Origin of the sequence: Corynebacterium appendicis CIP 107643 (assembly GCF_030408415.1) — a bacterium.
Classification (GTDB): domain Bacteria; phylum Actinomycetota; class Actinomycetes; order Mycobacteriales; family Mycobacteriaceae; genus Corynebacterium; species Corynebacterium appendicis.
The window spans coordinates 469,108-483,212 of record NZ_CP046976.1 but is presented as its reverse complement, the minus strand read 5'-3'; the positions used below and the strand labels follow the sequence as shown (position 1 = coordinate 483,212).

General features: G+C 67.0%; 14 protein-coding genes. 4 read left to right on the top strand and 10 right to left on the bottom strand.

Features of this window, described 5'->3' with window-relative positions:
• Positions 1–32: 32 nt before the first annotated feature.
• The 3 genes from CAPP_RS02490 to CAPP_RS02480 all read right to left on the bottom strand — a co-directional run bounded on the left by CAPP_RS02490 (position 33) and on the right by CAPP_RS02480 (position 2,636).
• Entirely contained in the window at positions 33–674 is a 642-nt protein-coding gene (locus tag CAPP_RS02490; RefSeq protein ID WP_076599827.1) for a dTMP kinase, read from the bottom strand.
• Positions 675–708: 34 nt separating this feature from the next.
• Complete coding sequence (gene ahcY, locus CAPP_RS02485) at positions 709–2,157, bottom strand: adenosylhomocysteinase (protein WP_076599798.1); 1,449 nt, start codon at positions 2,155–2,157, stop codon at positions 709–711.
• A gap of 125 nt (positions 2,158–2,282) precedes the next feature.
• Positions 2,283–2,636, bottom strand: coding sequence for a DUF4259 domain-containing protein (locus tag CAPP_RS02480; RefSeq protein WP_076599797.1), 354 nt, complete (start codon positions 2,634–2,636; stop codon positions 2,283–2,285).
• 326 nt (positions 2,637–2,962) lie between these two features.
• Here CAPP_RS02480 and CAPP_RS02475 point away from each other — a divergent pair, with 326 nt between their 5' ends.
• Positions 2,963–3,790 (top strand): hypothetical protein, encoded by an 828-nt coding sequence (locus CAPP_RS02475; RefSeq protein ID WP_076599796.1) that lies wholly within the window; start codon positions 2,963–2,965, stop codon positions 3,788–3,790.
• A gap of 30 nt (positions 3,791–3,820) precedes the next feature.
• Here CAPP_RS02475 and manA read toward each other — a convergent pair whose 3' ends face one another.
• From manA to CAPP_RS02455, 4 genes are all read right to left on the bottom strand, one after another.
• Positions 3,821–5,014 (bottom strand): mannose-6-phosphate isomerase, class I, encoded by a 1,194-nt coding sequence (manA, locus tag CAPP_RS02470; RefSeq protein ID WP_076599795.1) that lies wholly within the window; start codon positions 5,012–5,014, stop codon positions 3,821–3,823.
• Between the two features lie 41 nt (positions 5,015–5,055).
• Positions 5,056–6,114, bottom strand: coding sequence for a hypothetical protein (locus CAPP_RS02465; RefSeq protein ID WP_076599794.1), 1,059 nt, complete (start codon positions 6,112–6,114; stop codon positions 5,056–5,058).
• A gap of 10 nt (positions 6,115–6,124) precedes the next feature.
• Complete coding sequence (locus tag CAPP_RS02460; RefSeq protein ID WP_076599793.1) at positions 6,125–7,546, bottom strand: phosphomannomutase/phosphoglucomutase; 1,422 nt, start codon at positions 7,544–7,546, stop codon at positions 6,125–6,127.
• Positions 7,547–7,607: 61 nt separating this feature from the next.
• Positions 7,608–8,102 carry a DUF3499 domain-containing protein gene (locus CAPP_RS02455; protein WP_076599792.1) on the bottom strand — a complete coding sequence of 165 codons (495 nt, stop codon included), beginning with the start codon at positions 8,100–8,102 and terminating at the stop codon, positions 7,608–7,610.
• A gap of 201 nt (positions 8,103–8,303) precedes the next feature.
• On the opposite strand from CAPP_RS02455, the gene CAPP_RS02450 reads away from it, so the two are divergent.
• Positions 8,304–8,702: a metallopeptidase family protein gene (locus CAPP_RS02450; RefSeq protein ID WP_234958977.1), complete on the top strand. Its 399-nt coding sequence runs from the start codon at positions 8,304–8,306 to the stop codon at positions 8,700–8,702.
• Between the two features lie 13 nt (positions 8,703–8,715).
• Here CAPP_RS02450 and CAPP_RS02445 read toward each other — a convergent pair whose 3' ends face one another.
• From CAPP_RS02445 to CAPP_RS02435, 3 genes are all read right to left on the bottom strand, one after another.
• Positions 8,716–9,006 carry a WhiB family transcriptional regulator gene (locus CAPP_RS02445; protein WP_282597884.1) on the bottom strand — a complete coding sequence of 97 codons (291 nt, stop codon included), beginning with the start codon at positions 9,004–9,006 and terminating at the stop codon, positions 8,716–8,718.
• 344 nt (positions 9,007–9,350) lie between these two features.
• Positions 9,351–10,439, bottom strand: coding sequence for a mannose-1-phosphate guanylyltransferase (manB, locus tag CAPP_RS02440; RefSeq protein WP_076599790.1), 1,089 nt, complete (start codon positions 10,437–10,439; stop codon positions 9,351–9,353).
• A gap of 134 nt (positions 10,440–10,573) precedes the next feature.
• Positions 10,574–11,488, bottom strand: a complete 915-nt coding sequence (locus tag CAPP_RS02435) for a glycosyltransferase family 2 protein (RefSeq protein WP_076599789.1) — start codon at positions 11,486–11,488, stop codon at positions 10,574–10,576.
• Positions 11,489–11,671: 183 nt separating this feature from the next.
• Here CAPP_RS02435 and CAPP_RS02430 point away from each other — a divergent pair, with 183 nt between their 5' ends.
• Together CAPP_RS02430 and CAPP_RS02425 are read left to right on the top strand one after the other, a co-directional pair.
• Positions 11,672–13,288 (top strand): LCP family protein, encoded by a 1,617-nt coding sequence (locus CAPP_RS02430; protein WP_076599788.1) that lies wholly within the window; start codon positions 11,672–11,674, stop codon positions 13,286–13,288.
• Between the two features lie 89 nt (positions 13,289–13,377).
• Entirely contained in the window at positions 13,378–14,082 is a 705-nt protein-coding gene (locus CAPP_RS02425) for a TIGR03089 family protein (RefSeq protein ID WP_076599787.1), read from the top strand.
• Positions 14,083–14,105: the final 23 nt, after the last annotated feature.

Here is a 14,105-nt window from a genome sequence, read left to right as displayed (position 1 = left end):
CAGCTCCTTGCTGCGTTGCGTTACCGCATACCTTAACGCGCGGTCGGGCGCGGAAGCGCACCAATAGCTTGCATGATAGGCCCCGTTTCGCTCGCGCGGACCCACGGACCCTCCCAGCCGCTTTCAGCCATGTCGACATAGGCGGCGAAGGTGGCGTCTTGCAGAGCGGTGTCGCGCTCGTAGCGGTCGCGGGTGCGGGACACGTCGAAGGTCTCACGCTTCGCGGCGCGCTCGCGCGCGGTCTCCGGCGCGGTGTCCACGAGAACCTGCAGGTCCGGCCGGGGCAGCCCCAAGCGGTCGAATTCGAGCTCGACGACCCACGAGCGGTCGTCGATACGCCCCGTGCGCGCCGACGTGTACGCCGCATTCGAGGCGACGTAGCGGTCGAGCAGGAGCACATCGCTTGACGACGACGCCCACTGCCGTAGCTCCCCCGCAACCCCGTACCGGTCGAGGGCGAACATCACGGCCATGCCGTGTGCGGAATCGGTGAGGTCGCCCATTTTCCCGTGCAGCGCATCGGCCGCGAGCTGGGCGTGGAGGGACTCGTCGTAGCGCGGGAACGACATGGTCGCCGCACTGTCGATCCCGTCGGCGGCCGCGAGCTCCCGGATCAGCTTTTGGACCAGGGTGTTCTTGCCGGCACCGTCAATGCCTTCTAAAGCGATGATCATCATTCCACCTCGCTACTAACTGAGCTCTGCGAGGTTAGTAGCGGTAGTGCTCCGGCTTGAACGGGCCGGCGACGTCGACACCGATGTACTCGGCCTGCTCCTTGGTCAGCTCGGTGAGCGTGCCGCCGAGGGCTTCGACATGGATGCGGGCGACCTTCTCGTCGAGGATCTTCGGCAGGCGGTACACCTGGTTCTCGTACTGGCCGTTGTTGGTGAACAGCTCGATCTGCGCGATGGTCTGGTCGGCGAACGAGTTGGACATGACGAACGACGGGTGTCCCGTCGCGTTGCCCAGGTTCAAAAGGCGGCCCTCAGACAGGACAATGATGGAATTGCCGCTGGGCAGGGTGAACAGGTCGACCTGCGGCTTGATGTTCATCCGGGTGACGTCCTCGCGGTGCAGCAGGGAGGCCATGTCGATCTCGTTGTCGAAGTGGCCGATATTGCCCAGCACCGCGTGGTCCTTCATCTTGAGCATGTCGTCGAAGGTGATGATGCCGAGGTTGCCGGTGGCGGTGATGATGATGTCGGCGTCGGCGATCGCCTCGTCGACGGTGACCACCTTGTAGCCGTCCATGAGCGCCTGCAGCGCATTGATCGGGTCGGCCTCGGTGACGGACACGATCGCGCCCTGGCCGTCGAGTGCTTCTGCGACGCCCTTGCCCACGTCGCCGTAGCCGCACACGAGGGCCTTCTTGCCGCCGATGAGCATGTCGGTGCCGCGGTTGAGGCCGTCGATGACGGAGTGGCGGGTGCCGTAGCGGTTGTCGAACTTGGACTTGGTCACCGCGTCGTTGACGTTCATCGCCGGGAACGGCAGCGTGCCCTCGTTGGCGAAGTGGTAGAGGCGGTGGACGCCGGTGGTGGTCTCCTCGGTGACACCCTGGACGGACTCGGCGGTGGTCGTCCACTTCTGCGGCTCGGCTGCCAGGGTTTCTCGAAGCATGTTGAAGAAGGCGACCTGCTCGTCGGAATCGGTGTCCGCGGCAGCCGGCACAGCGCCAGCGTTTTCGAATTCGGCACCTTTGATCACGGCCATGGTGGCGTCGCCGCCGTCGTCGAGAATCATGTTGGGGTACACACCCTCGCCCCAGCTGAAGATCTGGTTCATGCACCACCAGTACTCGTCGAGCGTCTCGCCCTTCCACGCGAAGACGGGCACACCCTTCGGGTCCTCCGGTGTACCGTCCTTGCCCACCACGATGGCGGCTGCCGCCGGGTCCTCGGTGGAGAAGATATTGCAGGACGCCCAGCGCACCTCGGCACCCAGGGCGGTCAGGGTCTCAATCAGCACGGCCGTCTGGGTGGTCATGTGGATGGCTCCGGCGATGCGTGCGCCGGCCAGCGGCTGCTCGTCCGCGTATTCGCGGCGCAGCTGCATCAGCCCCGGCATCTCGTGCTCGGCCAGGTCGATCTGCTTGCGGCCTGCCTCGTGCAGGGACAAATCGGCGACCTTGAAGTCCTGGCTGAGATCCTGGTTCATGTATTTCTCTCCTTGCTGAGGTGTGGGTGCGGGTATGCGCGCGGGGCGTTGTTGCGCTATGGCAATCACAATAACGGCCTAATGCCGGAACTGTCGTTGCTAGCTTAGGAGCCGTGCGAAGCCGCTTAGGACAGAGCCTCGATGAACTGGTCGACGTCCTGCTCGGAGTCGACGTCTTCCAGGATGGCCACCGCTACGTCGATAAGCTTCTCGTCGAGTTCGACCGAGGACGCGCGCAGGAAAGGGTAGGTGTCGGCGATGTCCCCGGCGCTGAACGGCGCCCCCGCCCAGATCGCCGCGATGGTGGCCGCTGCCTGGCCGTTGAGGATGTCCTCTTCGGTGGCGTTGTCTTTGTCGCCCGCCAGAAGGCATGCGTCGCGCACGGCTTGCACCGTCTCGTCGAAGTCCAGGTCCGCGAGGTCGTCGAGGAAATCGACGTTCGCATCCTCGTTGAAGATGGCCATGTCCCACGTGCTCACGACGTGCCCCTTCCAGCTAGTCCCGTGCAGTCGTTCTGTCAGTTCAAGGTCCACTACTACTGTCTCGCTGGCGGGATGTCCACCATCTTTCGGACACTTCGCGGCAGGCGGGCAGCGGACGCGCGACACGCCGGGCTGGAAATTGGGGGTAGCTTCCCGGGGAATTAATTGATAGCTTGTTATCAAGTTGTTATGCGCGCTATGTGGCCGGTGCCACTAGGTGAATCGGGCACAGCGCAGAACACTCGCAACGGGACCTAGACAACGCAGCACATCGTGCGTGAGCGCTCATCAGCCACCTCATGGCGGGAAGGAGACGGACGGACATGGAACTGACCAACCGCCGCTTCGCTATTTTCCTGGCTTCGGGCCTGACGCTGGCCGTCGTCGTGGGGCTGCTGGTGTGGAAGGTCTCGGACGCGGGCGTGAGCCTGAATAGCCAGGAGACGGAACTCGCCGGTCAGCCGGTCGCCGCCGCCGATGCGAGTTCCGAACAACAAACGGAAGAGGAGCCGAGCCCCGCCACCGATATCACCCCCAACGAGCACGACGAGGGGGACGAGAACACTGATATGGGCGGGGCCGACAACGTTGGCTCGAACTCCGGCGCGGGCGGCGTGAATGACCCGTTGGCTCCGCCGAATGCGAACCTGGGCGGCGGTCGCGGCGGCTCGGTGGAAACCTCCTACTACCGCCCGACGAATGCGGTGCCGGCCCCCACAACGCCGCAGCAGCAGAACCCGCAGCAGCCGACGACGGCGCGCACCACTGCCCCGCAGCAGACGCAGCAGCCGGGTGGCGCCAGCCCCTCGACGCAACCGGGCGAGTCCCCGAACCCGTCGACCACAACGCCGGGCGGCCCCACCACGGTCGTGCCGGAGGAGCCGGGAGAACCGCAGCGCCCCGTTCCGGGTGTCGAGGAGGGTGGCCGCTTGCCGGAGAACAATCCGAACCAGCCCGAGCCGCAGACTGCCGGCGAAGACATCGCATCCGATGCCGCCGAGAAGGCGATCAACGCGGGCAAGTCTGCCGCCGGTGCCCTGGGTATCACCTCCGACAACGAAGAGGGCGCACCGAAGAAGCGCCCGGAGGACCCGTTCTCCGCATCCACCCGCGTCCAGCAAGCTCCGGCCGACACCAACGGCGCCGAGTAGGCCGGCGGCAGCTCCGCGCTGTAGCGCGGGCTACTCCCCCACCCGCGCGTAGAACACGTCCGCGCCAGCAGAACCACCTGCGGCGCTCACCCGCGCATCGGGGTCGCTCGCCGGAATCCACGCGGCCATACCGGGGTTCAGTTCCAGCGGGCCGCAGTCGACCGAACCGGACGTGCACAGCACGATCGCGGGCCCGGCGGAGGCAGCGTCGAAGCCGTCTCCCGCGGCGAGCTCGTAGCGGGTGAGGTGGAAATCGCGCGCGGGAACATCGAATGCGCACACACCGCCATCTGCCTCCGCGTCCACGCGCGGGTCAGCCATCGTGGAGAAATCCGTGATGCGCACCAGTTCCGGCACGTCCACATGCTTCGTGGTCAGCCCGCCGCGCAGCACATTATCCGAGTTGGCCATGATCTCCACGGCCATTCCGGACAGGTACGCGTGCAGCCGCCCAGCACCGAGAAACAGCGCCTCGCCGGGCGCGAGCTCGACGAAATTGAGCAGCAACGACGCCAGCACACCGACATCGCCCGGGTGGGCGTCATCCAACTCGACAAAGCACCGCCCAGCCTCGCGCATCCAGCCGGGGACGCCATCGAAGGCACGCTTATCGACGCACGCGCGCACCCCCTCAATCACCTCCACCCTTGCCGGGCGTGGCAGGGAGATCCACGTGGTGAACAGGGCGCGCAGGCCCTCCTCCTCGTTCTCCGAGTGGAGCATCGCCGAATAGCGGGTGAGCTCCGGGCAGTCGAGGTAGTCGAAGAAGTCGAGCGTCTGCTTCGCCGGGCGCAAGCCCGCAAGGGCGCGGAACGGGGTGAGCGCGACGAGCAATTCGGGTTTGTGGTTCGGATCCTTGTAATTCCGCTCCGGCGCATCGAGCGCGATGCCGGCGGCGTTCTCACCCTCGTAGCCGGCGCGCGCCTGCGCCGCGGTCGGGTGCGCCTGGATGGACAACGGCGAATCAGCCGCGAGGATCTTCAGCAGAAATGGCAGTGAATCGCCGTAGCGCCCGCGCACCTGCGCGCCGAGCTGGTCGGCCGGGTCGTCGGCGATGACCTCGTCGAGGCCCACTCCCCCGATCGTGGCGGGCGCGGCCGGGTGGGAGCCGAACCACAGTTCCGCTTCCGGTGTCGCCGACGGGGAGGGCTCCCCGCGCATCTCAGTCAGCAATGTTCTCGAGCCCCACGGGTACGTTTGCAGCGCCGGGGTGAGCAGCTCCACGTGTGTTCGCCTCTTCTCCTACTGCTTTTCTGTCGCGGTTTCTAAACCTGCATCGCGGTGGCCGCCAGGCCACGCACGATCAGCCGCAGCGCCGCGGAGAACTCGTCCCCGGCACCAACTGCGCTAGTCGCCGCTGTTTCACCGTCTGCGTCGACGGCGTCGTCAGCGACATACTCCGCGCGTGCCCCGAGCAGATGCGGTTCGCGCTGCGCCCAGACGATGGTTTTCACCGGAACCTGGGCGGGCGGCCCGTCGATGAAGGGGTCATAGAAGATATCGTCCGCGGCCCCAGCGGAGTTACCCGCGGATTCCCCGGCACTGTCAGCGGCGCCCGCCTCCAATGCCGCGGCTAGGTCTTCGCGGCCGACGAATCCGCTGGGCAGGCCGCGGGCGGACCACAGCGCCGCGATCAGTCTGGCCACTGCGGCGCCGGTTTCGGTGTAGCCGGTGTGGAGGATGCGGGCGCCCTCGACGAATTCGCGCAGCTGGCGTGCCGCGTTCACGGACACGTCGCGCTCCGGGGAGAGCTGGCGGAGCTCGAAGTCGATGGCGTCGGCGGGGCCGTCGATTAGCGCTTGCGCCCCGGTGAGTGCGGCGCACACGGCAGCGACCGCGGCGATGGTGCGCAGCGGGGATGCGCCGTCGGCTGTGGGCGGCGCGGGCAGGAGGATGACGCCGCGCGGGGCATCCTCCACGACCGGGCCGCCCGTGGGACCGGCGAGCACGACATCGGCACCACGGCCGGCTGCGGCGCTGATCTGGCGGGATACGGTCTCCGCGTCGGGCGCGTCGCCCACCGCGATCACGACGTCGAGCGCGCCGACGAATTCGGGCAGGGCGCGGGTGACCATGACCGGCGCGCGGCCGAAATCGACGAGCGCCACGGCGCACTGCGCGGCGGCCTCGGAGACGGCGTCGGTGACGAGCACGACCACACTGCGCGGCGAGGTGCCCCGCAGGTCAGAGAGCATCTCGGCTGCCTGCGCGAGGGCACGCACGTGGGCGCCTTCGTGGGCGACGTCGAAGAAGCGGACGGACTCGACGTCGTAGTGCGCAGCGGGGTCGTAGTAGCTCCGGTCGGGATTCGTCTCAGGGGCCATGCCTCGCACCTTATCCGCGGATGATGCCCAGCACGTCGGCGACGATGGCGTCGACCTCGTCCTGGGTCTCCGCCTCGACATTGAGGCGCAGCAGCGGCTCTGTGTTGGACGCGCGCACGTTGAACCACGCCTTCGTGCCCTTCAGCGAGACGGTGACGCCGTCGAGGCGGTCGACATTCTCCGTGCGGTCGGCGAATGCCTCGACGACCTTGTCCATCGTGGCCTGCTGGTCGGCGACCTCGGAGTTGATCTCGCCGGAGGCGGCGTAGCGGTTGTAGCTGGCCATCAGTTCCGAGAGCGGCTTGTCCTGCTCCGCCAGCGCGGCGAGGACGTGAAGAGCCGCCACCATGCCGGAATCGGCGTTGAAGAACTCGGCGAAGTAGTAGTGCGCGGAGTGCTCGCCGCCGAACAGCGCGCCCTTATCGGCCATCTCGGCCTTGATGTAGGAGTGGCCCACGCGGGTGCGCACGGGGGTGCCGCCCTTGGCCTCGATCAGCTCCGGCACGGCCTGCGAGGTGATCGCGTTGTAGATGATCGTCGCGCCCGGGGAAGCCTCGAGCGTGCGCTCGGCCACCAGCGCGGTGATTGCGGACGGGGAGACCGGCTCACCCTTCTCGTCCACGACGAAGCAGCGGTCCGCGTCGCCATCGAAGGCCAGGCCGATGTCCGCATTCTGTGTGACGACGAACTCCTGCAGGTCCACCAAGTTCTTCGGGTCCAGCGGGTTCGCCTCGTGGTTGGGGAACGTGCCGTCGAGCTCGAAGTAGAGCGGGCGGATGTCCAGGTTGTCTTCGGACCCCAGCACCGCGGGAACAGTGTGACCGGCCATGCCGTTGGCGGCGTCGACCGCGACCACGAGGCTCCTCTCCGCGGGCACCGGCACCAGTGTGCGCAGGAAGTCCGCGTACTCGCTGAGGATGTCGCGCTGGCTGACCGCGCCGGGCTCGCCGTCGTAGGCGGGCACGCCGTCCACGAGCATGTCGGTGATCTCGGCCAAGCCGGAATCCTGGGATACCGGGGTGGCGCCGGTGCGGCACAGTTTGATGCCGTTGTACTGCGCCGGGTTGTGGGAGGCGGTGAACATTGCGCCAGCACAGCCGATGACGCCGGCGGCGAAGTACAGCTCATCGGTGGACGTCAGGCCGAGCTCGATGACGTCGATGCCCTGGCTGGTGACGCCGCGACCGAATGCGGCGGCCAAAACCGGGGAAGATGGGCGCATGTCGTGGCCGACAGCCAGGGTGGTCTCCCCTTCCCCTCGCAGGATGGACGCGAAAGCCGCACCGGCATCGAAGACGAAGTCCTCGTCGACGGTGGCTGTGCCGGCCGGCTCGACGACACCGCGGATGTCGTAGGCCTTGATGGCTGCTTCGACGTCCTCGCGGGAGCGGGTGCGGGTCTGGTTCGTGGGCTGCGACGGTTGTTCAGTCATGTCCCCCGATCTTAAACGCGAACGGGTTCAAACGGGCCGATGCCCAGAGCAGTCACAGGGACTAATTACCGGAGTCAGCAGATCCCTGGCTCGAACCCGCTTCCCCGGCCGCGTCCGCATCCGGGTCGGGCACGACGGTCAAGTGCGCGCGGCGCGCGGCCTTGTGCTCGGCGAGGCGCTCGCCGACACGCTTCGTGCGGTAAACGGGGTGGTTGGACGTGTCCGGGTTGGTGAAATCGCGCTCGGTGTCGAATTCGATCGGGTCCTGCGTGGTGTCCACCAGGCCAGTGGTCACGCGCCCGGCCTCGCTGACGGCCTGGGCGAGGGCGGTGATCTCCTCTTCGTCGGAGAGCTCGATATTGTCGATGCGCACCATCTCCCAGCCCACGGGGGCGGTGATGTGCTCGGAGTGGCGCTGGCACAGGTCCCACGCGTGCGGGTCTGTCGACGGGGCGAGCGGGCCGATAATGGCGGTCTTTTCGGAGTACGCGTACACGAGCGTGGCGATGGCGGGGCGACCACACCCGGGGCGACTGCAACGGCGGAAGGTACTCACGGGGCCATAGTCTAAACCCAAGGTTTAAGTTTTGGGCATGCGCCACGCGGCGCGTCCGCACTCGCCTGCCGCAGGCACAGTCCTAGATTGGTAGCTATGACTCACCCCGGCGCAGACCCCGCACGCCTCGAGGCCAAGGCGGAAGCCGCGCGCCTGCCCGTGCGGCGGGACCGCCACGGCCACGGCGTTCGCGGCCCGCTCATGCCGGTCTCCGTCCCGCGCTACCGCTCCCGCTCCATGGACTTCGACCAGGCGGTCCTGGAGGCCTACGCGCCGCTGCAGAACCGCTATTTCGACTACCTGACCGGCGTGGACCTGGCCGTGGACACGATTCCGCGCATGCGGCTGCGCTCCGACATGATCATGCCGGACGAGGTTGTCGCCGACGGCCCCGTCCCCCTGGGCCGCGTGCTGCAGGCCGGCGTGGACCGCGCGGGAAACCCGACGCGCGCACGCATCGTGGTCTTCCGCATGCCGATCGAGCAGCGCTGCACAAATGCGACAGAGCGGTCAGAACTACTCACGATGGTTCTGACCGCTCTAGTCGCGCACTATTTGAATCTGGATCCGCGGGATATCGACCCGAGTTTCCAGTACTGATCACTAACACCGTCTAGCCGATCTGCTTGCGCAGACGGCGGCGCTCACGGTCGGAGAGACCGCCCCAAATGCCGAAACGCTCGTCGTGCTCGAGCGCGTACTCGAGGCATTCGTCGCGCACTGCGCATGCCTGGCAGATGCGCTTCGCCTCGCGAGTGGAGCCGCCCTTCTCCGGGAAGAACGCCTCCGGGTCTGTCTGAGCGCACAGGGCCTGATCCTGCCACTCCTGCTCGACGGTGCCGAACAGTTCGTCGAGGGTCATTCCGCCCGCAGCCGCGCCGCGGAGAGTGGCGCCTGAAACCATGTCTTCCACGCCGTCCCCTTTCTGAGTCTTGTCTGTCGCCGTGTTGCTGTCGTGGCACTAACTTCCAATGCCCGCCATGGTGCGATGCCGTCAGCACCGCCCCCGTAAAGTGTGGCCGCCGCTGATTACACAAGTGTGATTCAACCCTCGCGCACTAAATAGCGTCAACACGAAGCGGGACAAAACTATCGCTTCGCAGGGCATTAACGCGGGTTTCGGCCGTCGCGCGCCACATCAGTCACATACGCCACATAACCCACGCTACGGGGGTGGCGGTCGGGGGTACTACATATAGTGGTGGGTCAGAGACCTGCCAACTAATCCGCTGGTTCCCCGGCGTGTCGCTACGCGTCCGGCGAAAAACGCACTCCGAGATCCGGGATATCCACTCCCGGCCACACACGCATGCCGGCCTGGAGCTCGCAGCGTGCGCCGATATTCACACCGTCGCCGATGACGCAGTCCTGGATGCGGGCATTGGCGCCGATGGTGGTTCCGGAGGCAATGATGGAGTCGCGGATCATGGCGCCCGGCTCGATGGTCACACCGTCGAAGACCACGCAGTCGTCGAGGCGGCAGCCGGCACCGATGGTGGACCCCCGGCCGACGGAGGTGCCGCCGACCAGGATGGCGCCACCGGCGACGCCGGCGGATTCGTCGATAAGCGCCTCCCCCGTGCGCCCCTCCAGCAGCGGGCTGGGCGCGATGCCGCGGACAAGGTCCGACGAGCCCTGCACGAAATCGGACGGGCGACCCATGTCGCGCCAGTAACTCGCGTCGACGTGGCCGTACACGCGCGCACCGGACTTGAGCAGGCCGGGGAATGTCTCGCGCTCGACGGAGACGACGCGGCCTTCCGGAATGGAGCGGATCACGTCGCGCTGGAAGACGTAGCAGCCGGCATTGATCTGGTCTGTCGGCGGAGCCTCCGTCTTCTCCAGGAATGCCTCCACGCGCCCGTCGGCGTCGGTGGGCACAGAGCCGAACTGGCTCGGGTCCGGCACGCGCACGAGGTGCAGCGTGACATCCGCGTCCTTGTCCACGTGCGTCTGCAGGATGCCGCCCAAATCTGCACCGGAAAGAACGTCGCCGTTGAAGATCATGGCGGTGTCGTAGCGCAGGTGGGACTCGACGTTGCGGATACCGCCGCCGGTGCCCAGGGCCTCTTCCTCGACGACGTATTCGATGTCCAGGCCCATTTCGGAGCCGTCGCCGAAGTACTCCTCGAAGACCTCTGCCTTATAGGAGGTGCCCATGACCACGTGCTCGATGCCCGCTGCCTTGATGCGGGCGAGTAGGTGCGCCAGAAACGGGTAGCCGGCGGTGGGCAGCATCGGCTTCGGCGTGGACACTGTCAGCGGCCGCAGCCGCGTTCCCTGCCCGCCGACGAGCACGACTGCATCGATCTGGGAGGGATCTACCGTGGGAGCCATTGTGTGGAGCGGCCTTTCTGTTGGTTGCTACCTGTCTTGCGGATTAACCTATCGCTTCAAGTGGGCAAAGTAGGGCTTTGACGTGGCCCGGCAGGCTGGACGCTACCTAAGAGCACGCCCCGAACTCCCCGGATTCAGCGCCTGCCCCACAGCCGCGCGATGATGGCCCGGCCTTTCAAGCCCAGCCACAAAGCGGCGCGGATCGGCGCCTGCCAGGCGTGCGGGTGGCGGTCGGCCTGGAAGCGGTAGGCGGAATCGTGGTGCGCGGGCACGGTCACGCGCGAGTGCTTCTTCGCGGAGTGGCCCTGGTCGTGGAAGATCACTGAATCCGGGCAGAAGATATTGTCCCAGCCGGCGCGGGCGAGGCGGTCGCCGAAGTCGATGTCTTCGAAGTACATGAAGTAGCGCTCGTCGAAGCCGCCGATCGCGTCGAAGGTCTCCCAGCGCACGAGCAGGCACGAGCCGGACAGCCAGCCGGCGGAACGCACGGTGGTGAGGTTCTCCCCCGCTTTGTACGCCTTACTGAAGGGGTTCGAGGGCCACACCGGGTACAGCACGGCGTGCCCTATGCCGGTCAGCAACGTGGGCACTTCACGCGCGGACGGGTAGGCGGTGCCGTCGAGCTCCTCGATGCGCGGGCCGACGGCTCCGGCGCGCGGGTAGTCGTGCGCGCACGCGAGCAACGCATCGAGAGAACCGGGCGTGAATTCCACGTCGGGGTTGACGATCAGGAAGTACTCGCTGTCGATCTCGCCCGCTTCACGCGCGGAGGACAGGTGCCGGGCGGCGGCGTTGATCGCTGCGCCGTACCCGATATTTCCGCCGGTGGGGAGGAAATCCACGTCATCCCGCTCGGCGGCCATCGCCTCCGGCACGCCGTCGGTGGAGCCGTTGTCCGCGCAGATCAGGCGCGTTGCGCGCCCCGTCGCTTGAGCAAGCGTATCGACGAGCCCCGCCAGGTGCTTCCCCGGCGAGAACGTCACGGTGACCACAGCCAGCGGTGCAGCATCCCCCGCCGCCGCGGCGTCTCGTCCAAAAGTCGTACTCACAGTGTGGCAGCTTACAACCGACAGCTGCTATTGGATCCCGGCGCGCGCGGATGCGTGCACTATACTTCCCACCTATTGTGACCAACCCTTCGCGTTGGGTTGCGCCGGGCTGCCCCGCAGCAGCGTGCGCACCACGCGGACGGGGGCGAAAAAGGTGTGGACGATTTAGAGGGGCAGCGTTTCGTGAGCGAGAAATACCGGCCGGTGCGCGATATCCAGCCGGCCCCGTCGCGCGTGAAGGACATCAGCCAGTCAGGCCACCCGGCACTGAAGACGGTGCTGGCGGTGCTGTCTGCCCTCATCCTGATCGTCTCCGGCATGGGCTACTACTCCGTGGGCCGCTTGGGCGGAAACCTGTCGTCGTCGGACCTATCGCTTTCGGACGATGAGCTCGACGGCGAGGACGGCGCAGTGGACATCCTGCTGGTCGGTTCCGATTCCCGCACAGACGCCCAGGGCAATCCCCTGTCCGAGGAGGAGTTGGCGCGCCTGAACGCGGGTGAGTCCGACGGCGAGCTGAACACGGACACGATCATGGTGATCCGCGTGCCCAACGACGGTTCCCGCGCCACCGCTGTGTCCATTCCGCGCGACACGTACATCCACGATTCGACGTACGGCAACACGAAGATCAACGGCATCTACGGCCAGTACGCGAACGACAAGCGCGAAGAGCTCCTCGCCGACGGGGAGAAGGAAGGCAAGGACCTCGAGGAGAAAGTCGCCCAAGCCGCGCAGCAAGGGCTTATCGACGCCGTCGCCGACCTCACCGGCGTCGAAGTCGACCACTACGCGCAGGTGGGCCTGCTCGGCTTCGTGCTGCTGACCGACGCTGTCGGGGGCGTGGAGGTTTGCCTGAACGAGGCTGTCGACGAGCCGCTCTCCGGCGCGAAATTCCCCGCCGGCCGCTCCACCCTGGACGGCAAGGAAGCTCTCGCGTTCGTGCGCCAGCGCCACGACCTGCCCCGCGGCGATTTGGACCGCATCGTCCGCCAGCAGGTCTTCATGGCCTCCCTGGTCAACGAGGCGATCTCGGCAGGCACGCTGTCCAACCCGGCGAAGCTGCGTGAGCTGTCCAACGCAGTCGAGCGCTCCGTCAACGTCGACTCCGGCTGGAATGTGATGTCCCTGGTGAGCCAGATGTCCGACCTGGCTGCCGGCAACGTCACGTTCTCCACCATCCCGGTCACCTCCGTCAACGGCGTGGGCGATTACGGAGAGTCCATCGTCACCGTCGACCCGCAGCAGGTGCACACCTTCATGGAGAACCTGGCCAAGGAGCAGGAGGAGGCCGAGCCCCCCGCCGACGGCGAGAACCAAGACGCTGGCGACAACGGCGACGGTGGTGGCGGCGCCGCCACGGAGCTCTCCCCCGACCTGGCCAACGCCTCGGTCACGCTCCTGAACGCGGGCAACGCCTCCGGCATGGCCGCCGCTGTCGGCGGCTTCCTGGAGGAAAAACAGCTGACGATCGAGAGCATCGGCAACGCCACCCCGGGCATCTACACCGAATCGCAGATCGTCGCCCCCACCGCCGACGACCCGGCGGCCAACGAGCTCGCCGAGCTGCTCGGCGGCCTGCCGGTGACGGTCAACGAGTCCCTCACCCCGGGTTCTGTCATCGTGGTCACCGCCGACGATTACACCGGCCCCGCCTCCGACGAGGTGGACGCCACTGACACCACCGCCGAGGAACCCACTCAAGAGGACACCGTAGGCACTCCGGGCGAGGACTTCGGCGCCGCCGAGGTCGCACCCGAGATCAACGCCGGCGGCACCGGCCCCCGCTGCGTGAACTAGCGCCTCCGCCTGGCAAAACCCGGACGACTGTCCACGTTCCGCACCCCGGCCCTCACCTGGCCACAGTCTTTTCCCTACGATGGGACGCCATGAGCCTGCTCGCACCGATCGTGTCCACCGACCCGGCCAGCCCCCGGCTGACGGTCTATGACGAGGCCGCCGGCACGCGCATGGAGTTCTCCGGCGTGACGTTGGAAAACTGGGCCAACAAGATCGCCAACATGCTCGTCGAGGAATTCGAGTTCGACGACCCCGACGACACCCCGGCGATCCTTGTGGACCTTCCCGTCTCCTGGCAGGCCGCCGTACTGCCCATCGGCATCTACAACGCCGGCCTCACCTTCACCGTCGGCCAGAACAGCAGTAACAGCGCAGACGACCAGAGCGCAGCACCCGCAACAGCCCCCGATCTCGTCTTCACCACGGTCGACCGCGTGGAGAACTGGCCGCAGGGCACAGACGTCGTGGCGGTCTCCGACGACCCGTTCGGCCGCGGCGTGACGGAGACGGGCGGGACGCTGCCGCCCGGCGTGGTCGATTTCGGCCCGACCGTGCGCTTCTACGGCGACCAGTACTTCGGCAACTCCCCCGAGCTTTCCGATTGGAAGGGCGCAGCAGCAAGCACCGTCGAACGCGTCCTCATTCCGGCCTGGACGCAGCGCGAGGAATTCGACGCCGATGTCATGGCCACGCTCGCCGCCGGCGGCTCCGTCGTCGTCATCGCGGGCATGGCGTCCGCCGACCGCATCGAGCAGATCGCCGAGGCCGAGAAGGTCACCGCCCGCCGCGCATAGCCGCAGCGGGCCGCACAGCACCC

Coding starts and splice junctions, on each gene's coding strand:
- CAPP_RS02490 (WP_076599827.1), bottom strand. CDS start 674: ATGATCATCGCTTTAGAAGGCATTGACGGTGCCGGCAAGAACACCCTG.
- ahcY (WP_076599798.1), bottom strand. CDS start 2,157: ATGAACCAGGATCTCAGCCAGGACTTCAAGGTCGCCGATTTGTCCCTG.
- CAPP_RS02475 (WP_076599796.1), top strand. CDS start 2,963: ATGGAACTGACCAACCGCCGCTTCGCTATTTTCCTGGCTTCGGGCCTG.
- CAPP_RS02465 (WP_076599794.1), bottom strand. CDS start 6,114: ATGGCCCCTGAGACGAATCCCGACCGGAGCTACTACGACCCCGCTGCG.
- CAPP_RS02460 (WP_076599793.1), bottom strand. CDS start 7,546: ATGACTGAACAACCGTCGCAGCCCACGAACCAGACCCGCACCCGCTCC.
- CAPP_RS02450 (WP_234958977.1), top strand. CDS start 8,304: ATGCCGGTCTCCGTCCCGCGCTACCGCTCCCGCTCCATGGACTTCGAC.
- CAPP_RS02445 (WP_282597884.1), bottom strand. CDS start 9,006: ATGGTTTCAGGCGCCACTCTCCGCGGCGCGGCTGCGGGCGGAATGACC.
- manB (WP_076599790.1), bottom strand. CDS start 10,439: ATGGCTCCCACGGTAGATCCCTCCCAGATCGATGCAGTCGTGCTCGTC.
- CAPP_RS02425 (WP_076599787.1), top strand. CDS start 13,378: ATGAGCCTGCTCGCACCGATCGTGTCCACCGACCCGGCCAGCCCCCGG.